This is a genomic window from Bosea sp. (in: a-proteobacteria) (genome assembly GCA_023910605.1).
Classification (GTDB): Bacteria; Pseudomonadota; Alphaproteobacteria; order Rhizobiales; family Beijerinckiaceae; genus Allobosea.
This window is the reverse complement of sequence record JAAVVV010000001.1, coordinates 3,290,370-3,310,116: the sequence shown is the minus strand read 5'-3', so window position 1 is coordinate 3,310,116 and position 19,747 is coordinate 3,290,370. Positions and strand designations below refer to the sequence as shown.

Here is a 19,747-nt window from a genome sequence, read left to right as displayed (position 1 = left end):
CATGGGATGGACCCGCCCCAAGGTCCCGGATTCGTGCAATGTGGACATGCTCCTGCCTAGCCTGTTCAGCGGGCCGCGTCATGCTATGGAGACGCAATACCTGCCTGCGCTGAGCGGTTCCACCATGACAAAACCTGTCCGTCTCCTTGTCGTCGAGGGCAATGTGCGCGAGGCGCGCGAGGCTTACCGAAGCGGCATTGGCGTGACGCCGGCCGAATCCTATGCGCGCACGGTGATGTCGCTGGCCCCGGACGCCCTGTGCGACATCGCCATGCCGGCCGATGAGGGGGCGAACCTGCCAGACCCTGCCGGGCTCGAAAGCTATGACGGCATCTTCCTGACCGGATCGGCCCTGCACATCTACCAGATCGCGCCGCCGGTCACGCGGCAGATCGAACTGATGCGGGCGATCTATCGTAGCGGCACGCCCTGTTTCGGTTCATGCTGGGGAATCCAGATGGGCTCCGTCGCGGCGGGCGGGTCCGTGATCGCCAATCCGGCAGGGCGGGAGGTCGGGTTCGCCCGCCGTATCACGCCGACGGCCGAGGGCCTGGCGCACCCGTTGCTGGCGGGCAGGCCGCCGAGCTTCGATGCGCCCGCCATCCATCTGGACGCCGTGGCCCTGCCGCCGGGCGATATCTCCGTGCTTGCCAGCAATGCGATGACGCCGGTTCAGGCGGCGGAAATCCGCCATGAGGGCGGGGTGTTCTGGGGGGTGCAGTATCATCCCGAGTTCTCGCTCGGCGAGGTCGCCTCCATCCTGCAGCGGATGCGGGACACGCTCATCGCCGAAGGCTTCCGGCGCGACCGCGCCGATGTGCTGCGCCATTGCGAGGAGATGGAGGCGCTGGATGTGGACCCCACGCGCAGCGACCTGGCCTGGGCGCATGGGCTCGATGCCGAGGTGCTGGAGCCCATGCGGCGGCTGACCGAAATCCGTAACTTCCTCAAGCATCGGGTCAGGCCTGAAATCAGCGCCCGTGGGCGAGGGTGAGGCGCCCAAGCTTCAGCATGGCCGTCAAAAATCCGCAATCATTGCGTGAATAGCGCATCACGCCTGGCTTGCGGGCGTCACTGCGGAGTTGTCACTTCATGACCAGAATTGCTCTTGCCCTTCTTGCATCGGTCGCCGCCGCGCCGCTTGCGATCAGCGCCGAGTTGCCTCTCGCCAGCCGCATCGATGCGGTCACCGTCTTTCCCGATGCCGCTGCCGTGACGCGGATCGGCGAGGTCAGGGTGCCCGCCGGCCAGCATGTCGTGGTGCTGCGCGGCCTGCCCGCCACGATCGACCCGGCCTCGATCCGGATCGAAGGCGCGAGCGATGGCCAGCTGGTGATCGGCTCGGCCGATGTGCGGCGGGCGCCGGCCCAGATCGAGGGCCAGGAGGACAGCCAGAAGCGCTTGCGCGAGCTTCAGGCGGAGCTGGCCGCGGTGCGTGGGCGGATCGACGCGCTGGAGGCCCAGAAGCGGGCCGTCGCCGAGTTCGCGCGGCTTGCCGCCGAGGCCGCCGTGAAGGACGGCAAGGGCTTCGATCTTGCGCAGGCCCGCGCCGCCTGGACGGCGGTGGGCGAGGGCACCGCCGCCGCCAATGAGGCGCTTCAGGTCCAGACGGCGCGCGCGGCCGAGGTGGAGGCCCGGATCAGGGCGATCGAGACGGCCGCAGGCCGACCGCGGCCGGGCGCCGCGCCGGTGGTGGATCTGGCGGTTTCGGTCGAGGCGGCCTCCGCGCTGTCGGCTGCGCTCACTGTCACCTACAGGGTCGGCTCCGCGCGCTGGACGGCTGTGTATGATGCCGCGCTGGACACGGCCGCCAATGGACCTGCGCGGATCAACCTCGTGCGCCGCGCCTCGGTGAGCCAGCGCACTGGCGAGGACTGGGAGGATGTGGCGCTGACGCTCTCGACCGCGCGCGTCGCGGGTGGGGCCAGCGCGCCTATGGTGATGACGCAGACGCTGTCCTTGCGCGAGCCCTATGTGGTGCTTGACGCTCCGCGGCAGCGTGCGCGCCAGACGGCCGAGACGATGGAGCGGGCCCAGACCATGGCTCCGCCGGCTCCGCAGGGTCCTCCAGAGCTGGCCCGTGCTTCGGAGCAGGAGGCGCAATCGATGTCGAGCACGTTCTCGGCATCCTTCGTCGCGCCCGGGCGGGTGACGGTGGCGCGCGATGGCGCCGCGCGCGTCCTGCGCCTTTCCAGCCATGGGCTCGAAGCGCCGCTGCTGGCCAAGGTCGCGCCGGCGCTGGAGCCGCGCGCCTATCTCTCCGCATCGCTGACCTGGACTGGCGAGGCGCCGCTGCTGCCGGGCGAGGTCTCGCTGATGCGTGACGGCATGTTCGTGGGCAAGGCTTCGATCAGCGCGGTCGCAGCGGGCGATGGCTTCGAACTCGGCTTTGGCGCGGATGACCGGATCAAGGTCGAGCGCGTGCCCGTGCGCCGCCGCGACAATGATCCATCCGGCTGGAGCGCCTCGCGCAACCAGCTGTCGGATCATCGCACCACCATCACCAACCTGCACCGCAGGCCCATGCGCATTTCCGTGGTCGACCGCATTCCGGTTTCGGAGAACAGCGCCGTCACGGTCGAGGCGCTGCCCACCAACACGCCGGCCACGGACAAGACCGTGCAGGATCCGCGCGGCGGCATCGACCAGCGCGGCGTCATGGCCTGGACCCATGACTATGCGCCGGGTGAGAAGCGCGACATCAGGCTCGGCTGGAGGTTGCGCTGGCCGGCTGACCGCGAGTTGACGATCCAGTGAGGTGTGTCCGCTGCCCCGCGAGCGGGTCAAGGGTGGTTTTCCTTGACCTTGAGCCTGCTGTGGACCATGAGGGGCTGCAAGGATGAACCCGAAGCCCCGGCCTTGCGCCGGGGCTTTTTGTTGACGCCGCACAGCCGCGACAGGCGCGCGGCAATCTGGGGATTGGCGCGATGGCGAACGTGGTCGTGGTGGGCGCCCAGTGGGGTGACGAAGGCAAGGGCAAGCTGGTGGACTGGCTGTCGAGCCAGGCCGATGTGGTGGTGCGCTTCCAGGGCGGCCACAATGCCGGGCACACGCTGGTCATAGACGGCGTGGTCTACAAGCTCTCTCTGCTGCCCTCCGGCATCGTCAGGCCCGGCAAGCTCTCGGTGATCGGCAATGGCGTGGTCGTTGATCCCTGGCATCTGGTCGAGGAGATCGCCAAGCTTCAGGCCCAGGGCGTTTCGATCAGCCGCGACAACCTGCGCGTCGCCGACAATGCGACGCTGATCCTGCCGCTGCATCGCGAGCTGGACCATTTCCGCGAGACGTCCAATTCAGGCCTCAAGATCGGCACCACCAAGCGCGGGATCGGGCCGGCCTATGAGGACAAGGTCGGCCGCCGCGCCATCCGCGTCATCGATCTTGAAGACGACGCCCTGCTCGAGGCCAAGATCGAACGGCTGCTGACGCATCACAACGCGCTGCGGCGCGGCCTCGGCATCGCGGAGGCGGATGGCGCGGCGTTGCTGGCGGAGCTGAAGGCGATCGCCCCCAGGGTCCTGCCCTATGCCGACACGGTCTGGTCGCTGCTCGACGGCGAACGGCGCGCAGGCAAGCGCATCCTGTTCGAGGGCGCGCAGGGCGCGCTTCTCGACGTCGACCACGGCACCTATCCGTTCGTCACCTCGTCCAACATCGTGGCGGGGCAGGCGGCCACCGGCTCGGGGCTGGGTCCGGGCTCCGTGGGCTATGTGCTCGGCATCGCCAAGGCCTACACCACGCGGGTGGGCGAAGGCCCGTTCCCCACGGAGCTGCATGACGAGATTGGCGAGCTGATCGGGCAGAAGGGCAAGGAATTCGGCGTGGTGACCGGCCGCAAGCGGCGCTGCGGCTGGTTCGACGCCTGCCTGGTCCGCCAGACGGTCAAGACCTCGGGCATTGACGGCATCGCACTGACCAAGCTCGACATCCTCGACGGGTTTGCCGAGATCAAGGTCTGCACGGGCTACCGTCTCGATGGGCGCGTCATCGAAACCCTGCCTGCCGGACAGGCGGCGCAGGCCCGTGTCGAGCCGATCTACGAGACCATCGAAGGCTGGGGTGATTCGACCGCAGGCGCGCGCAGCTGGGGCCAGTTGCCAGCTCAGGCGATCAAGTATGTGCGCCGGATCGAGGAACTGATCGGCGCGCCGGTAGCGGTCCTGTCGACTTCACCCGAGCGTGACGACACCATTCTCGTGCGCAATCCGTTCGAGGGTTGACGAAGCCAGCCCTGTCAGGACAAACGAGCGTCATGGTGGATTTCTATCCGGTCCTTTCGAGGGCGATCGCGGGATTGCAGGATCAGACTCCCGAAGCACGGCGTGCGATCTATGATCGCGCGGCGCGCGTGCTCGTCACGCAGCTTCGCAATGTCGACCCGCCTGTCGCCGAAGGCGAGATAACCCGCCAGAGGCTGGCCCTGGAGGAGGTGATCGCGCGCATCGAGCGCGAGCACGAGCTTCAGGCCATGCAGGCGCAGGAGGAGGAGCCGCCGCCACAGCCGGCTCCACCAGAGCCGCCGCCACAGCCGCCCTCGCCAGAGCCCCCGCCGGCTCCGCCAGAGCCGCCCTCGCCACAGCCGGCTCCGCCAGAGCCGCCCTCGCCACAGCCAACTCCGCCAGAGCAGGCTGCGCCAGAGCCGGCTGCGCCCCCGCCAGAGCCGCAGCGCGCGGCGCCGGAGCCCAGCTTCGCAAGCCTGCTGCGGCCGTCATCCGAAGCGGCTCCCGCTGCCGCCTCCGCCGATCCCGCGATGCCGCAAGCGGATGAGGCCAGCCGCGACGCCGCAGCCGAGCCGGCGCCGGCGTCCGACCGTCCCCGGCTCGATTTCGTGGTGACGCCCGCGCGGAGCGGCCGTTCGCTGCGCACGCTGATCGTGGCTGGCGGGGTCGCCCTTGGCATCGGCGCGATCGGCGTGACCGCCTACTACGTCAACCGCGACAATCACGCGCCGGGACCTGCTGCGCCTGAGGTCCAGCCCCAGCCGCAGGCTCAGCCGCCCGGGCAAGCTGGTGGCCCAAAGATCAACGAGCGTGTCGGCGCGGAGACCACGCCCGCGCCAGCCCAGCCCACGCCATCGCCCGGCCCATCGGGAGCGCCCGCGCAGCCTGGACGGGCGGAGATCGCCGTCGCGCAGCGGGCTGTTCTCTACATGGAGCCTGCCGACACGACACAGCCGCCGCGCGCGGTGGCAGGCCGTGTTTCATGGCGCGTCGAGGCGCAGAATGCTGGTGAGGGACAGCCGCTGGAAACCGTCATCCGCGCCGATGTCGAGGTGCCGGATGTGGGGCTGACGCTGGTGTTCACGATCCGCCGCAACACAGATGCTGCGTTCCCGGCATCGCACATCGTGGGCATGCGCTTCCAGCGCAGCGCCGATGACGGCAATGGCGCCGTGCGCGAGGCGGGCGTGCCGCAGTTCAAGACCGAGGAGAACGCGCGCGGCGCGCCGCTTTCCGCAATCACCACGGGCCTTGGCGAGAATCTGTTCGTATCGGCGCTGTCGCGGGTGCCGGTCGAGGTCACGCGCAACATCGACCTGCTCACGACCCGCAACTGGATCGACATCCCCGTGCGGTTCGCGTCGGGCAAACGCGGCATCATCGCTTTCGAGAAGGGGCTCTCGGGCGAGCAGCGCATCGCGGAAGGTTTTGCCGCCTGGCGCTGAACCGACGCTCAAGGCGTCGGCGTGATGGCGATGGCGGTCTCGGGGGCGAGTTGACCGGTGCGCGTCAGGTTGCCGGTTGCGGCAGCCGCGCAGGGGTGGGAAGCGTTTCGCGGAGGACCAGAGCGGCCTTCACCGCTTCCTGAACCTTCTCGAACGCGCGGACTTCGATCTGGCGAACCCGCTCGCGCGACACGCCGAACTCATCCGAAAGGTCCTCGAGCGTGATCGGGTCATCGGTGAGACGGCGCGCCTCGAAAATGCGCCGCTCGCGCGGGTTGAGCACCGAAAGGGCGTCCCGCAGGGCTGCGAGCCGGTTGCCGCTCTCCTCGCTTTCGACAAGGCGATGCTCCTGGTTGGTGCTTTCATCCACCAGCCAGTCCTGCCACTCGCCCTCGCCCTCCTCGCGCAGGGGCGCGTTGAGCGAGGCGTCACCGCCGAGGCGGCGGTTCATGTCGATCACGTCCTGCTCGGGCACGCCAAGCTTGACGGCGATATGCTTGACCTGATCGGGGCGCAGATCGCCCTCGTCCAGCGCGGAGATCTTGCTCTTGGCCTTCCGCAGGTTGAAGAACAGTTTCTTCTGGTTGGCTGTGGTGCCCATCTTCACGAGCGACCATGAGCGCAGGATGTATTCCTGGATCGAGGCCTTGATCCACCACATGGCATAGGTGGCCAGACGGAAGCCCTTGTCCGGCTCGAAGCGCTTGACCGCCTGCATCAGGCCGACATTGCCTTCGGACACGACCTCGCCGATGGGCAGGCCATAGCCGCGATAACCCATCGCGATCTTGGCCACGAGGCGCAGATGCGAGGTCACGAGCTTGTGGGCCGCGTCGCGGTCGTCATGCTCGCGCCAGCGTTTGGCGAGCATGAACTCCTCGTCCGGCTTGAGCATCGGAAATTTGCGGATCTCGTCGAGATACCGTGACAGGCCGCCTTCGGCCGCCATGATGGGCAATTGGGCAGTGGCCATCGTGCTCTCCTCTAGGCTCCCTGACTAGGCAAGCCTGTAGCGGCGTCCTGATTCCAAACCCTCCGCTTCAGCCCTTATACTGCGTCAAACCATGTCAGAAAATAGGCAATGACGCGCATAAGTCTCACAGATGTGCGAGTAATTCTTGCATGTGCGCAAAGTCTGCGGGCGCTTCGACCGAAAAGCTAAGCGTTTGGCCCGTGGCGGGATGTGCGAAACCCAACATCGTCGCATGCAGCGCCTGCCGTCCGAGCGCCGCAAGCGCGGCCTGCGAAGCGTCAGGCAGGCGCGCGGCCTTGGTTCTGAAGGCTGCGCCGTAGACCGCATCACCCAGAAGCGGGTGGCCGATATGGGCGAGATGGAGCCGGATCTGGTGGGTGCGGCCGGTTTCCAGTTCGCAGCGCACGAGGCTGGCCAGGGGGTCGGCTGCGCCGGCAGGATAGCTTTCCAGGACCTGGTAATGGGTGACCGCGTGACGGCCGTGGCCTTCGCGGGCAATGGCCATTTTCTCGCGGTTTCGCGTGCTGCGCTCGATAGGGGCGTCGATCGTGCCGCGAGGCTTGCGCGGCACGCCCCAGACCAGCGCCAGATAGGCGCGTTCCAAGGGACCGGTGCGCCCATGATCGGCGAACTGCGCGCTGAGCCCCTGGTGGGCTTGGTCATTCTTGGCGACGACCAGCAATCCGCTTGTGTCCTTGTCGAGCCGGTGGACGATGCCCGGACGGCGCACGCCGCCAATGCCCGAGAGGCTGGCGCCGCAATGGGCGATCAACGCGTTCACCAGCGTGCCATCCTCGTGGCCGGCGGCCGGGTGGACGACGAGGCCCGCCGGCTTGTCGATGACAATGAGGTCGTCATCCTCATAAAGGATCGTAAGCGGTATGTGCTGCGCGATGGGCTGGGCCGGAACTGGCGGCGGGATCGTGATCTCGACGCTCTGCCCGGCCTTGAGCTTGTGGCCCGCATCCCGGGCCGCCTGTCCATCGACGCGGACGTTGCCGGCCGCGATCAGCGCCTGAAGGCGGCTGCGGCTGAAGGCGGCCAGCATTCCGGCCAGCCAGCGATCGAGGCGCAGGCCCGCCGCCTCGGCCGGAACGACGAGGCTGTGCGGCGCAGGAGGCTCTCCGGCAGGCTCAGGCAGGATCATGGTACTGCCATCGCACGGGGAGGGCGGACGATGCAATCGGCCGGCTCCAGAGCCAGGCGCGGCTGGCTATCTGCGCTGTGCGCGGGTTGGCCTCATGCGCGGAGCGCAGCTTGTGCAGCCAGACGGGCCGGTGTCAGATGCAGCGCAGGCGGCGGCCTTCACAGCCGCAACTGCGGGGACTGAACACATGCTGCCCAAAGCCGACACGATCCTTACCGGAGGAAAGGTCTTCATCGGTGCGCGCGAGGGCCTCGCCGAAGCCCTGGCCTTATGGAATGGGCAGGTGCTGGCGACAGGCAGCTCATCGGCCATCGACGCCCTGCGGGGGCCCGGCACACGTATGATCGACCTCGCCGGCCGGCTGGCGTCGCCGGGGCTCTATGAGGCGCACCTGCATCTGCTGCCGCTCGGGCTGATGATGGCGGATGTCGATGTCCGGCCGCGCTTCGCGCCCACGCTGGAGCGGCTGCTCGGCCTGATCGCGGACAAGGCGCGCAGCCTCAAGCCGGGCGAATGGGTGCTGGCGCGCGGCTATGACCAGTTCGAGCTTGATGTCGGGCGCCATCCCGATCGCTCGGAGCTGGATGCGGCGGCGCCTGACAATCCGGTCTATCTGGTGCGCGCCTGCGGTCACATATCGATCGTCAATTCACGCGCGCTGGAACTGGCCGGCGTGACGGTGGACACCCCCGTGCCGCAGGGCGGCGCGATCGGGCAGGCGAATGGCAGGCTCACCGGCCTTCTGGCCGAGACGGGGCGTGATCCGATCAAGGCGGTGATGCCCGCGCCGGGCCAGGAGGCGATGGTGGCCGGCATCGAACGGGCCGCCCGCTACTGCAACAGCTTCGGCATCACGAGTTGCATGGACGCAGCCGTTGGCATGCGCGCGGGCTATGCCGAAATCCTTGCCTACCGCGCAGCCGTCATGCAGGGGCGCATGCCGATCCGCACCAACCAGTGCCTGCTCGGCGGGCCGGGCGGCATCGTCGAGCGCTGCCATGCCGAAGGCCTCGTCACGGGGCTGGGCGACGACATGCTGAAGGTCGGTCCGGTGAAGATATTCACCGACGGCTCCTGCGGCGGGCGCACCGCGGCGATGAGCATGCCTTATCTGGGCGAGCCGCCCACGCAGGGGCTGATGCTGCTCAGCGACGCGGAAATGGAGGAGCTGACGGTCGAGTACCATGCGCGCGGCTATCAGCTCGCCGTGCACGCCATAGGCGACGCGGCCATCGAGCAGACCTTGCGCGCCATGGAGAAGGCGCTGGCCAGGCGCCCCGATCCGGACCGTCGGCATCGCATCGAGCATTGCGGCTTCAACAGCGACGACCAGATGCGGCGGATGCGGGCGGCCGGCATCGAGCCGGTGCCGCAGCCGGTGTTCATCCATGATTTCGGCGATCTCTATGCCTCGGTCGTGGGGGATGAGCGGGCCCATGCCAGCTATCCGTTGCGCAGCTGGATAGAGCGCGGCTTCAGCCCGGCCGCATCCTCCGACGCGCCGGTCTGCGATGCGAACCCCTTCCCCAATTTCTACACCATGCTCACGCGCATGACCTCGCGCGGCACGGTGATGGGCGCTGGCGAGACGGTGAGCATGACGCAGGCGCTCCAGTCATTCACCGAGTTCGGCGCCTATGTGAACAAGGCGGAGGCGCACCGGGGCCGATTGCTGCCCGGCATGGCGGCCGATGTCGCCGTGTTCTCGCGCGACCTGCTCACGGCCAGCCCCGAGGAGGTGCGCGACGACACCGCCTGCGACCTGACCTTGCTGGGTGGCGTGCCCGTGCATGACCGGCTCGGGGCCTGGGCATGAGCGGCTCGAACATCGACGGCGCTGGCGAGGCCACGGCCATCAACGGGGCGGAAAGCCTGGTAAGGACGCTGGTGGCCGGCGGGGCGGATGTCTGCTTCTCGAATCCCGGCACGTCCGAGATGCATTTCGTCGCCGCGCTCGACAGGGTCGAGGGCATGGCGTGCGTGCTATGCCTGTTCGAGGGCGTGGCCACGGGCGCGGCCGATGGCTGGGCGCGCATGACGGAACGGCCGGGCCTGACCCTGCTGCATCTGGGCCCCGGCCTCGCCAATGGTCTCGCCAACCTGCACAATGCCCGCAAGGCCGGCACGCCGATCGTCAACATCGTGGGCGAGCACACCACGCAGCACCTGGCCCATGACGCGCCTTTGACCTCTGACACCGAAGGCGTGGCGCGCCCCATGTCGCACTGGGTGCTGACCGGCCGCAACAGCCTTGGCATCGCGGCCGATGGCGCTGCGGCCATCACCGCGGCCCGGACAGCCTGCGCAGCGGGGCCGGGGCAGGTGGCGACGCTGATCCTGCCTGCCGACACCGCCTGGGGTCCCGGCTCCGCACCCATGGTTCCGCCGCCACCGCCGGCTCGCCTGCCCGCTGAGCCGGCCATGATGGCCTGCGCCATCGAGGCGCTCAGGGATGGGGACCGCACCCTGATCTTTCTGGGTGCGGATGCCGTGCGCGCCGAGGCCCTGACCCTGGCGTCCGCCATCTCGGTGCGCACGGGGGCGCCGATCATGGGGCGCACCTCGCTTGCGCGGGTGGAGCGCGGCGCGGGCAGGCCGCTGCTGCCGCGGCTGCCCTATCCGATCGACCAGTCGCTGGCGGCGCTGGGCGGCTTTCGCTGCATCATCCTGATCGGCGCGCCAGATCCGGTCGCCTTCTTCGGTTATCCCGGCAAGCCGAGCCGACTGGCGCCGGACGGCGCACAGATCATCGCCCTGTGCGATGGGCGGCATGATTGCCTCAGCATTCTGGCGGAATTGGCTGAAGCCGTGGGCGCGCGCGCCGCGCAGGCGCCGCTGGCGCGCCTTGAGCCGCCGGCCCTGCCATCGTCCAGGCCGCTCACGGCGGAGGCCGCGCTCGCGGCTGTCGCCGCACTCCTGCCCGAGAACGCGGTCATCGTCGATGAGTCCATCACATCGGGGCGCATGGCCGGCGCGCTCACGGCCCATGCGGCGCCCCATGACCTCTTGATGATCACGGGCGGGGCCATCGGCATCGGCCCGCCACTAGCGCTGGGCGCCGCGGTTGCGGCGCCTGACCGGCGGGTGGTGAACCTGCAGGCCGATGGCAGCGCGATGTACACGCTGCAGGCCTTGTGGAGCCAGGCGCGCGCCGGAGCGAAAGTGACCACCGTGATCTGGTCGAACCGGCGTTATGCGATCCTCACGGGTGAGCTCATGGCCGTGGGCGCCACCAATCCCGGACGCAAAGCGCTCGACATGCTCTCGCTCGACGACCCCGCGCTCGACTGGGTGAGCCTGGCGAAGGGCATGGGCGTTCCGGCGGCGCGGGCTGACACGACAGAGGCCTTCATCGCCGCCTTCAGGGCCGCGCTGAAGGAGCCTGGCCCTTTCCTCATCGAAGCGGTGCTCTAGCCGGCCGGGGGTGATTGGCGGCGATGTCGAGAAGAACCCGTTCTGGCGCAAGCACAAGCTGGATGCCGGGCGGCGATCTTCCGATCGGCAATTTCGTTTGCAAGGCGACCCGGCTCGATGGCACGTCCATCTGGCCATAGATCAACGGCCAGCCAGTCCTGGATGAGGCCGGGGTGTTCAGGCGCTATCGCGGCGACCATCACCCGTATGGCAGGCTGAGGCGGCTCACCAGCGCAGCACGCGGCGGCCCAGGCCAGCGCCCGCGAGCGCCACCAGCGAGATGCCTGCCAGATACCACAGCGCCAGGAACATCGGCGAATCATCGGTGCAGTGCAGCCCATAGGCGAAGGCGCCGACCGCGCCCGCGAGCAAGCCCGCCGCCCCGCCCGCGAGCGCCGGACGCAAGGGCGCGCTCTGGCGGACGGCGTGAAGCATGGCTGCCAGCGGCGGGGCCGACAGGAATGGCACGGAGACAAGGCAGAGCAAGGCGTTGTCGCCGGCCAGGCGCTCGGCCCAACCCGCGCGCCCCTCGATCGCCAGGTCTGCGAGCATGGCGCCAAGCAGCATGGCGGCGAAGGCGATGAGCCAGCCGAGCGGCAGGTCGCGCCCCGGCTGGGCGCTGGCGCGCGTCAGCATCCAGCCGCATGCGCCGAGCACCGCGAGGAGCGCGAGCTTGAGTCCGAGCCAGCCCGGCATGGCCTGCGCCATGTCATCGCGCATGCCCAGCACCAGAAGCTGCAGGACGAGGGCGGCAGGCGCCGCCACGGACAGCGCGCGCAGCAGCAGCCGGCCAACCGACGGCAGGGCCGGAACAGGGTCGCGCGCGAGCGCCGCGATGAGATCCTCAGTGCGCATGGTCTGCGCCCTTGCCGAAGGCGCCAGCCAAAGTCCTGAGGGCCCGGTGCAGCGCGACGCGGACGGCGCCCTGGCTCATGCCCAGCATTCCGGCCACATCCGCGGTGCACTGGCCCTCGACGAAGATCGCGCTGACGATGCAGGCCTGCCGGGCAGGCAAGGTCGCGATCATGCGCAGGATGTCGGAGCCAGCAAGCCCGGAGCCGCCATGCGCGTTGGTGGGCGGGGCGGCCATCACATCGGCAAAGTCATCGATGGCGAGGTGATCATGGCCTGTGCGACGGCGCAGCGCGTCGACGAGCTTGTGGCGCGCCACGCCATGCAGCCAGGGCCCGAAGGGCTGGTCAGCATCCCAGCTATGCCGCCGCGTGTGAATGGCGATGAGCGTCTCCTGCACGATGTCCTCCGCTTCGGCCGGCGACCGGCCTGCGCGCCTGAGCGCTGCCTGGGCCCATCCGCGCAGATAATCCGTGATGGAGCCGAGCAGCTTGCGATAGGCCGCCTCGTCGCCGCGGCGAGAGGCCAGCATCAGCTCCTTCCACTGCGCTTCGCGGTCGTGAGCCAACGCCTTGCCCCTCTTGCCCCTGTATTCGGCCTTGCCTGTTCGATCGTTACAAGGCTCCTACACCCATCCTCTTGCCTGCGTCATCCTGACCGCAAATGCGATTGCGCACAGCGGTCGCAGGCGGCGTTGCCCAGCCATGCACCACTTGCGCCTCGGCGGCCGAACCATGCATGGAGGACATCGCCCGCCGTTCATCGTGCAGCGAGCGGCGGCGGAGCCATGATGATGCGGATCCTGAAGGACAAGCGGCTTTGGATCATTGGCGGGCTGTTGGCAGTGATTGCCGGCCTGAATGCGGCTGGCTTCCACGATCTGCTCTCGGTGGAGACGCTGCGCACCCACCGCGCTGCGCTCACGGAGCTTGTGGCGCGCCATGGCGCGCTGGCGGCCTTGCTGTTCGTGCTGGCCTATGCAGCCGCCGTGGGCCTGTCGTTGCCGGGCGCCGTGGTGCTGACGCTCAGTGGAGGGTTCCTGTTCGGCCCATTCCTGGGGACGGCGCTCAATGTGACAGGCGCAACCATCGGCGCGAGCCTCGTCTTCCTGTTCGCACGGCGGCTGTTCGGCCCTGATGTGCTCGACCGCTTCGGCGACAAGGCGCAGCGCCTGGGGCGCAACATCCGGGCGAATGCATGGTCCTACCTGCTCGTTCTGAGGCTCACGCCGGTGTTCCCGTTCTTCCTCGTGAACCTCGTGCCTGCCTTCGTGGGCGTGAGGCTGGCCGTCTTCGTCGCCACGACCTTCTTCGGCATCATTCCGGCCACGGCGGTGTTCACCACGGCGGGGGCCGGCCTCGGCAGCGTTCTGGACCAGGGCGGGACGCTGCAGTTCTCCTCGATCCTGACCACCGAAGTGCTGGCGGGCCTGTTCGGCCTGGCCGCGCTCTCCCTCGCCGCCATCCCGCTCAAGAGGCGCTTCACAGCCAGCGACACCTGACGGGCGCGCCTCAGCGCGCCAGCGCCACCACTGTCTCCAGCATGACCTTGATGGCGATCCCGGCATCTTCCTCGGTCATCGCCTCGAGCGGCGAATGGCTGATTCCCTTCTCGTTGCGGACGAAAAGCATGGCCGAGGGGAAAGCGCGCGCCATCGTCATGGCGTCATGGCCAGCGCCTGAGGGCATGCGGCGGGCCTTTAGATTGGCGCCGGTGCGGGCGATGCCCTGCTCCAGCGCGGCCTGCAGGGAGGGCGCCATCGGGGTCGCGTCAAGCTGGGCATAGCGCTCGATGGACAGGCCGACGCCGCGCCGCGCGGCGATGGCGCTGAACTCGCGCTCCACGGCTTCATCCATGTCACGCACGGTGGCGTCGAGCGGGGCGCGGAAATCGAGCGTGAAGGACACCGCGCCGGGCACGACATTGGTCGCGCCTGGCTCAGGCTTGAAAACGCCGACCGTGCCGACGGCATCGGGCCGGGAGCGGGCGATGGCCTCCAGCGCGAGCGCCATCTCGGCGGCGGCCGCCAGCGCATCCTTGCGCAGGCTCATCGGCACCGTGCCGGCATGGCCCGCCTCGCCCGTCACGCGCACGCGCGCCCTGATCTGCGCATTGATGGCGGTGACGATGCCGACGGGCTCGTCATGGGCCTCCAGCACCGGTCCCTGCTCGATGTGCAGTTCGATGTAGCCGGCCATGGCGGCGGGGTCGCGCTTCAGCGCCATGACGCCAGCCGGATCGCCGCCAAAGGCGATGAGGGCATCGCGGAGGACCACGCCATCGGCGTCGCAGCCATCGAGCCAATGCGGCTCATAGCCGGAAGACAGGGCGGCCGAGCTCGATATGTTGGTCGGGAAACGGACATTCTCCTCATCGCCGAAGGCCGCGACTTCGATCGCGAAGGGCAGGCTGCGTGCGTGGGGCCGCAGGGCCTCCGCAACGAGCAGGGCCGCCACCACGCCGAGATTGCCGTCATAAGCGCCGGCATCCTTCACGGTGTCGATATGCGAGCCGATCATCAGCGCGGGAAGGCCGGGCGTGCGGCCTTCCATGCGGCCCATGATGGAGCCGGCCGCGTCCATCCCGGCTGCGAGGCCGAGCCCTTGCATGAGTTCCAACACATGGTCGGCGGCCTGCCGGTGGGCGGGCGAAAGGTAAAGCCGCGTGAGCTTGCCCGGCTCGTCCGTGAAGCGGTTGAGGGCTGCCAGCATGGCGAAGGCGCGGGCGCCGAGTTCGGCGGCGGAAGGCAAGGCAGCGGATGCAAGATCGGTCATGGCGCAAGGTTAGCCATATTTCGCGCCGGGCCCAAGCCCCCTCCCATGGCAGCGCCAAAGGGCCGCCATGGCTGCCGGTTGCTCACCGCGCGTTGCGGTAGGCTTTGCCGGTGGAGACGGTGCGCAGCATGATGATGATGTCGAGCCAGACGGTCCAGTTGTCGATGTACCACAGATCGAGGGCCACCCTGCGGGCCATCTTGTCGTCGGTGTCGGTTTCGCCGCGCAGGCCGTGCACCTGAGCCCAGCCCGTGATGCCGGGCTTCACATTATGGCGGCGGGCATAGAGCGCGATCCTGTGCTCGAACTCGCGGTCATGCGCCAGCGCATGCGGGCGGGGGCCGACCAGAGACATCTGGCCACAAAGCACGTTCACGAGCTGGGGCAACTCGTCGAGATTGCAGCGCCTGAGCCAGGCGCCGACGCGGGTGATGCGCGGATCGTCCCGCCGGGCCTGCCGCACCTGATCGCCATCATCGAGGCAGCTCATGGTGCGGAACTTCAGGATCCTGAAGGGTTGCTGGTTGAAGCCATGACGGCGCTGCAGGAAGAACACGGGACCCGGGCTGTCGATCTTGATAAGGAGCGCGATCGCCCCGAACAGCGGCGCCAGCAGCACCAGCAGCGTGGCGGCGACGAGGAAATCGAACACGCGCTTGGTCACGATCTGCGGCGTGGTCAGCGCTGGCGGCGCGAGCTCCAGGCTGGAGATTGAGCCGGTGCGGATGATGCGCGGATTCTCGAAGCGGTCGAGCACCTGCTCGGGCGCAAGGTTGATCGAAACCGGGACAGTCATGAAGGCATCGACGCAGCGCTCGATGATTGCGCGGTCCGACCAGGGCACGGCGATGAAGACGCCGTCAGGCTTGTTCTGGCGCGCAAGGCTCAGAGCCAGCAAGAGATCGGAGGCAAGGCTGGCATCGCGCTCGGCCTCATCCGCTCCGGGCGGCGGCTCGCGCAGAAGCACGAGATCCTGGACCATGAACCCGACGTTCCAGGGCTGGTGGCGGTTCATGAAGGAGGTGATCTCCGCGGCATGGCCGATGAGAAGCACGCGCTGGTGGGCGATGCGGCCCGTCTTGCTCGCGATGGAGATGAGCTTGACCACCCACCACCGCGCCAGCGCGATGAGCGGAATGCCGGCGACATAGGTGATGAGGACCACCGCCCTGGAATAGTTGTCGAGCACGCGTGCGAGGAAGCCGACTGCGATGAACGCGACGATGGTGACGTTCCAGACGCTGAAGGCCTCCGTCACCTGACCCTTTAGCGCCAGATAGCGCGTCAGCCGGTAGCGGCGCTGGAGGAGGTTGGTGAAGACGAATATCCCCCCGATGAACACCGCCAGCTCCGCGGTGACGAGGAAATCCCCGGGATGGCCGTAGGCCGCCAGATGGTAGGCCATGCTGCCGAGCGCGACGATTCCGAGGACCGCAATCAGATCCACGAGCGCGGTCGTCACGCTGATGGCAATGCGCCAGACCGAGGCCGAAGCATGCGTGCTCGCGGCCAGAGCCGGTTGCAGGCCATGTGCTGTCTTCATCGCGTCAATGCTGGACCGTCACGCCGGCCCACCCCTGCTGAATGCCTGTTGTCCCGGTCCGGCGCACCAGGGCTCCGGTTTGCGGTAATGGCGTATCAGTCTGCAGAAGGCGTGCCGTTTCATTGCGGCACATGAGGCGTTTAAATCATAATAACTATGTTAACCATGACAATGAAACGGATTGGCCTGAATGAATGCAGCAATCGATACATTCAATGTTAGGGATCATGGGCAGAAGAATTTGACAGTCGCTTGCAATCACGCAATATCGATCATCATGGACGTTCTTCATCTTCCCGAACGATCAGGTTCGACCGACAATATCTGGGCGAAACAAGATGCCACGTCCCCGAATCCTGCCCGCCTGCGCGATCAGGATCATGCTGCGGCGAGCGCCGTAACGCATCGCCTCGGCGTCGTCGACATCGCCTCGCTCACCGCGGATGAGACCGACGCCGCGCTCATGGCCGCCATCGCGCCCGGCCGGCATCTGAAGCTCGCTTTCGCCAATGCACATGTCGTGAACCTGGCCGCGGTCGATGCCCGCTTTGCGTCTGCGCTGGGTCAGTGCCTTGTCGTGCCGGACGGCATAGGGGTCGATCTTGGCGCCCGCCTTGTTCATGGCGCGCCGTTCCGGGCCAATCTCAACGGCACGGATTTCATCCCCGGCTTTCTGGCGCGCGCCTCCATGCCCCTGCGCGTCGGCCTCATCGGCGCGCGGCCTGGGGTCGCCATGCGGGCGGCCGCGGCGCTGGCGGAACTGGCGCCGCAGCATGCCTACACGGTGTTTGGCGACGGCTATTTCGATGCGGTTGCGGAAGCCGCGCTGCTTCAGCAACTGATCGACAAGCGCCCGGATCTGCTCCTGGTGGCGTTCGGCAATCCGCGTCAGGAAATCTGGATGGCGGAGCGGCTCGGACCAGGCCATGCCAGCGTGGCGGCAGGCGTCGGGGCGCTGTTCGACTTCCTCGCGCGAGAGGTCGTGCGTGCGCCGGAATGGATCCGCCTGCTGCGGCTTGAATGGGCATTCAGGCTGGCGCAGGAGCCTGCGCGCCTGTGGCGCCGCTACCTGCTGGGCAATCCCGTCTTCATGAGCCGCGTGCTGGCCCAGGCCTGGCGGCGCCGCCGATGACAGGGCTCCCGGGCGGACCGCTGACCTACGCCATAGCGACGCCGAGCTATCGCGGCGATGTCGAGCGCTGCAAGCTCCTGTGCGCCAGCATCGATGCCTTCGTCAGCGGGCTGTCGATGCATTATCTGCTCGTCGAGGATCGGGACCTGCCGAACTTCGCTCCGCTCGCCGGGCCGCGTCGCTGCATCATTGCCGAAAGCGAGCTGTTGCCCTCATGGCTGCGCTCCTGGCCCGATCCGTTCAGCATGGGCCGGCGTCGGGTGTGGACGGGGCCCGGCGCTCTGGCGCGCGGAGTAAAGCCCTTGCGCGGCTGGCATACGCAGCAGTTGCGCAAGCTGGCGCTGCCGCTGATCGCGCCGGAGCCGGTGCTGCTCTATGCGGACTCGGATATGGTCTTCCTTTCGCCCTATGACCTGGCCTCGCAGGTGCAAGGGGGGCGCGCGCGGCTGGTGCGTAAATCCGGCGCCATCCATTCCGGCATGAAGGATCATGTCGCCTGGGTGCGCCATGCCGCGGCTGTGCTGGGCACGCACGCGCCGATGCTGCCGGCCGACGACTATGTCACCGCGCTGCCCACCTGGCTTGGGCCCAATGTCAGCGCGCTGCTGCGCCATGTGGCCGAGCGCTCGGGCCGTGACTGGGTGTGCGCGGTCGCCGCCGGGCGGGCCTTCTCGGAGATGATGCTCTACGGCAATTTCGTCGAGCATGTGCTGGGCGAGCGCGCAACCCACACGCCGACATCAGATGGATTGTGCGCCACCTACTGGGTGCGCGATGCGGTCAGTGGCGAGAGCTTCCGCGAGGGGGTCGAGCTTTTGTCTCCGGGACAGGTGGCGATCGGCGTGCAGTCCTTCATCGGGGTGCCGATGGAGGAGTTGTGGAGCGCCTTCAGGCGGGCTTCCGCGCGTTTCGGATGACGCTGTAGGCGACAAGCCCGGAGACAGCGTAAAGCGCGAGGAAGACGAGGTTCAGCCAGGGCGCCCAATCCGCGCCCGCGGCCTTCGGCAGGGTCCCCGCCAGGTGCAGGGTCAGCCAGATCAGCGCGGCCTTGAGCGTCGCGATCAGCGCCAGCAGCGCGGCGCGCACGCCCGTCCGCTCCATGCCGTAGAGTAACTCCGCATGATATTCCACAAGATTGCGGAAGGCCGGAACCGCCAGCAGAAGGGGAAGCAGAGGCACGACCGCAGCGATGCTGCGGCCAAGCAGATCAGGCTTCCACCACAGCAGCGCCGCCACCACGCCAAGCCCGCCGATCGAGACGACCGCGATCGCGGCCTCCACCAGCGCGAGCATGCCGCCAGACAGGGCCATGCGGCGGTCGGTCATGATCTTCTGCATGAACAGCTGGTTGAAGGAGCGGATCGGCAGGGCCGTCAGGTCGATCACGCGCATGGCGATGGCGTAGAGGCCGGCCACCTGCGGGCCCGCCATCATCAGCACCACGGCCTTGTCGAGTTCGGCCTGCGTATAGAAGGTGATGTCGGCCAAGGCTGCGGGCATGGCGTCGCGCATCTGGCGCAGGTAGAGCGCGGGAGCCAGGCGCAGGCGCAGCTTCGGCAGGAAGAACACGAAGGCGATGAGCGCGCACAGCGCGTTGGCGGCCAGATAGGTCCACGCCCAGTCGGCGAGGCTGCTGTGCCCCAGCACCCAGAAGGCGAGCGCGCCAAGGGTGCGGATGCCGGCCCCCAGCAGCACGAGCGCCGTGGCCTGGACAAAGCGGCGCTGGCCGTTGTTGATGATCGCAACCACCTCCAGCAGCCGCCAGCCCAGCACCTCGGCGCCGATGATCAGGACAAAGGCCAGAGGCGGCATCTGCGGGAAGACCAGCGGCTTGAGCCCGGCGGCGAGCGCTACAACCACCGGCAACGATGCGCCCAGGGCCAGAAAAAATCCTGTCAGATAGACGCCTGTGAGCCTGTGCCGCACCGTCGCTGCTCGGAACAGTGGCGAGATGAAGCCGAAGGAGGCCACGCGCGAGAGCACCACGCCGGCGGCGGAGGCCGTGGCGAACATGCCGAAATCGCCGAGGCTCAGGGCATTCGCGACGATGAGGAAATAGGCGAGCGAAATCACGATGCGCGCCAGCGACCCGCCTGCCATGGCCAGGTAATCTGTAATGATGCGGGTGTTCATCATGCGGCGCGTGGTCTTTCGGTCCTGTCTGCGCCGCCGGGCAGGCCCTGACACCGCCGGTTTACCGCGATGCCAAGATTAGGCTGACAAACCTTTCGTCGCCGCTAAGACTAA

Annotated in this window: 16 protein-coding genes; 9 read left to right on the top strand and 7 right to left on the bottom strand. The window is 68.1% G+C overall.

All coding sequences use genetic code 11. From position 1 onward, the window contains the following. The first annotated feature begins 124 nt into the window (after window positions 1-124). From HEQ16_15955 to HEQ16_15940, 4 genes are all read left to right on the top strand, one after another. Window positions 125-994, top strand: coding sequence for a type 1 glutamine amidotransferase (locus HEQ16_15955; protein MCO4055510.1), 870 nt, complete (start codon window positions 125-127; stop codon window positions 992-994). Between the two features lie 98 nt (window positions 995-1,092). Next, window positions 1,093-2,757, top strand: a complete 1,665-nt coding sequence (locus HEQ16_15950) for a mucoidy inhibitor MuiA family protein (protein ID MCO4055509.1) — start codon at window positions 1,093-1,095, stop codon at window positions 2,755-2,757. Between the two features lie 170 nt (window positions 2,758-2,927). After that, a complete protein-coding gene (locus HEQ16_15945) occupies window positions 2,928-4,220 on the top strand; it encodes an adenylosuccinate synthase (protein ID MCO4055508.1) in 1,293 nt (430 codons plus the stop codon). A 32-nt stretch (window positions 4,221-4,252) separates the two neighbouring features. Then, on the top strand, window positions 4,253-5,665 hold the full coding sequence (locus HEQ16_15940) for a histidine kinase (GenBank protein ID MCO4055507.1): 1,413 nt from the start codon (window positions 4,253-4,255) through the stop codon (window positions 5,663-5,665). A gap of 64 nt (window positions 5,666-5,729) precedes the next feature. On the opposite strand, the gene rpoH is transcribed toward HEQ16_15940, so the two are convergent. Then, a complete protein-coding gene (gene rpoH, locus HEQ16_15935; GenBank protein ID MCO4055506.1) occupies window positions 5,730-6,638 on the bottom strand; it encodes an RNA polymerase sigma factor RpoH in 909 nt (302 codons plus the stop codon). Between the two features lie 124 nt (window positions 6,639-6,762). Continuing rightward, window positions 6,763-7,785 (bottom strand): RluA family pseudouridine synthase, encoded by a 1,023-nt coding sequence (locus tag HEQ16_15930; protein MCO4055505.1) that lies wholly within the window; start codon window positions 7,783-7,785, stop codon window positions 6,763-6,765. 187 nt (window positions 7,786-7,972) lie between these two features. Between HEQ16_15930 and HEQ16_15925 the strand changes: the two genes are divergently transcribed. Both HEQ16_15925 and HEQ16_15920 read left to right on the top strand, forming a co-directional pair. Continuing rightward, complete coding sequence (locus HEQ16_15925) at window positions 7,973-9,601, top strand: amidohydrolase (GenBank protein ID MCO4055504.1); 1,629 nt, start codon at window positions 7,973-7,975, stop codon at window positions 9,599-9,601. Beyond that, window positions 9,598-11,199 (top strand): acetolactate synthase large subunit, encoded by a 1,602-nt coding sequence (locus tag HEQ16_15920; GenBank protein MCO4055503.1) that lies wholly within the window; start codon window positions 9,598-9,600, stop codon window positions 11,197-11,199. The genes HEQ16_15925 and HEQ16_15920 overlap by 4 nt, the downstream gene beginning before the upstream one ends. A gap of 225 nt (window positions 11,200-11,424) precedes the next feature. On the opposite strand, the gene HEQ16_15915 is transcribed toward HEQ16_15920, so the two are convergent. Further along, window positions 11,425-12,054 carry a DUF1109 family protein gene (locus HEQ16_15915; protein ID MCO4055502.1) on the bottom strand — a complete coding sequence of 210 codons (630 nt, stop codon included), beginning with the start codon at window positions 12,052-12,054 and terminating at the stop codon, window positions 11,425-11,427. Next, window positions 12,044-12,583 (bottom strand): sigma-70 family RNA polymerase sigma factor, encoded by a 540-nt coding sequence (locus HEQ16_15910; GenBank protein ID MCO4055501.1) that lies wholly within the window; start codon window positions 12,581-12,583, stop codon window positions 12,044-12,046. The genes HEQ16_15915 and HEQ16_15910 overlap by 11 nt, the downstream gene beginning before the upstream one ends. A 258-nt stretch (window positions 12,584-12,841) precedes the next feature. On the opposite strand from HEQ16_15910, the gene HEQ16_15905 reads away from it, so the two are divergent. Continuing rightward, a complete protein-coding gene (locus tag HEQ16_15905) occupies window positions 12,842-13,552 on the top strand; it encodes a TVP38/TMEM64 family protein (protein ID MCO4055500.1) in 711 nt (236 codons plus the stop codon). Window positions 13,553-13,562: 10 nt separating this feature from the next. Here the strand turns inward: HEQ16_15905 and HEQ16_15900 are convergent, their stop codons facing one another. Then, on the bottom strand, window positions 13,563-14,825 hold the full coding sequence (locus HEQ16_15900) for an allantoate amidohydrolase (GenBank protein ID MCO4055499.1): 1,263 nt from the start codon (window positions 14,823-14,825) through the stop codon (window positions 13,563-13,565). A gap of 82 nt (window positions 14,826-14,907) precedes the next feature. Next, on the bottom strand, window positions 14,908-16,368 hold the full coding sequence (locus HEQ16_15895) for an exopolysaccharide biosynthesis polyprenyl glycosylphosphotransferase (GenBank protein ID MCO4055498.1): 1,461 nt from the start codon (window positions 16,366-16,368) through the stop codon (window positions 14,908-14,910). Window positions 16,369-16,645: 277 nt separating this feature from the next. On the opposite strand from HEQ16_15895, the gene HEQ16_15890 reads away from it, so the two are divergent. Further along, entirely contained in the window at window positions 16,646-17,500 is an 855-nt protein-coding gene (locus HEQ16_15890; GenBank protein ID MCO4055497.1) for a WecB/TagA/CpsF family glycosyltransferase, read from the top strand. Further along, window positions 17,497-18,417, top strand: a complete 921-nt coding sequence (locus tag HEQ16_15885) for a hypothetical protein (GenBank protein MCO4055496.1) — start codon at window positions 17,497-17,499, stop codon at window positions 18,415-18,417. The genes HEQ16_15890 and HEQ16_15885 overlap by 4 nt, the downstream gene beginning before the upstream one ends. On the opposite strand, the gene HEQ16_15880 is transcribed toward HEQ16_15885, so the two are convergent. Next, window positions 18,389-19,636: a lipopolysaccharide biosynthesis protein gene (locus HEQ16_15880; protein MCO4055495.1), complete on the bottom strand. Its 1,248-nt coding sequence runs from the start codon at window positions 19,634-19,636 to the stop codon at window positions 18,389-18,391. The two genes, HEQ16_15885 and HEQ16_15880, sit on opposite strands and share 29 nt — an antisense overlap. Window positions 19,637-19,747 lie beyond the last annotated feature (111 nt).

Bases quoted from the DNA above. Each gene is read 5' to 3' on its own strand.
- HEQ16_15880 (MCO4055495.1), bottom strand. From the start codon at position 19,636: ATGATGAACACCCGCATCATTACAGATTACCTGGCCATGGCAGGCGGG.
- HEQ16_15940 (MCO4055507.1), top strand. From the start codon at position 4,253: ATGGTGGATTTCTATCCGGTCCTTTCGAGGGCGATCGCGGGATTGCAG.
- HEQ16_15950 (MCO4055509.1), top strand. From the start codon at position 1,093: ATGACCAGAATTGCTCTTGCCCTTCTTGCATCGGTCGCCGCCGCGCCG.
- HEQ16_15920 (MCO4055503.1), top strand. From the start codon at position 9,598: ATGAGCGGCTCGAACATCGACGGCGCTGGCGAGGCCACGGCCATCAAC.
- HEQ16_15925 (MCO4055504.1), top strand. From the start codon at position 7,973: ATGCTGCCCAAAGCCGACACGATCCTTACCGGAGGAAAGGTCTTCATC.
- HEQ16_15930 (MCO4055505.1), bottom strand. From the start codon at position 7,785: ATGATCCTGCCTGAGCCTGCCGGAGAGCCTCCTGCGCCGCACAGCCTC.
- HEQ16_15915 (MCO4055502.1), bottom strand. From the start codon at position 12,054: ATGCGCACTGAGGATCTCATCGCGGCGCTCGCGCGCGACCCTGTTCCG.
- rpoH (MCO4055506.1), bottom strand. From the start codon at position 6,638: ATGGCCACTGCCCAATTGCCCATCATGGCGGCCGAAGGCGGCCTGTCA.
- HEQ16_15955 (MCO4055510.1), top strand. From the start codon at position 125: ATGACAAAACCTGTCCGTCTCCTTGTCGTCGAGGGCAATGTGCGCGAG.
- HEQ16_15905 (MCO4055500.1), top strand. From the start codon at position 12,842: ATGATGCGGATCCTGAAGGACAAGCGGCTTTGGATCATTGGCGGGCTG.
- HEQ16_15890 (MCO4055497.1), top strand. From the start codon at position 16,646: ATGGACGTTCTTCATCTTCCCGAACGATCAGGTTCGACCGACAATATC.
- HEQ16_15885 (MCO4055496.1), top strand. From the start codon at position 17,497: ATGACAGGGCTCCCGGGCGGACCGCTGACCTACGCCATAGCGACGCCG.
- HEQ16_15895 (MCO4055498.1), bottom strand. From the start codon at position 16,368: ATGAAGACAGCACATGGCCTGCAACCGGCTCTGGCCGCGAGCACGCAT.
- HEQ16_15945 (MCO4055508.1), top strand. From the start codon at position 2,928: ATGGCGAACGTGGTCGTGGTGGGCGCCCAGTGGGGTGACGAAGGCAAG.
- HEQ16_15900 (MCO4055499.1), bottom strand. From the start codon at position 14,825: ATGACCGATCTTGCATCCGCTGCCTTGCCTTCCGCCGCCGAACTCGGC.
- HEQ16_15910 (MCO4055501.1), bottom strand. From the start codon at position 12,583: ATGCTGGCCTCTCGCCGCGGCGACGAGGCGGCCTATCGCAAGCTGCTC.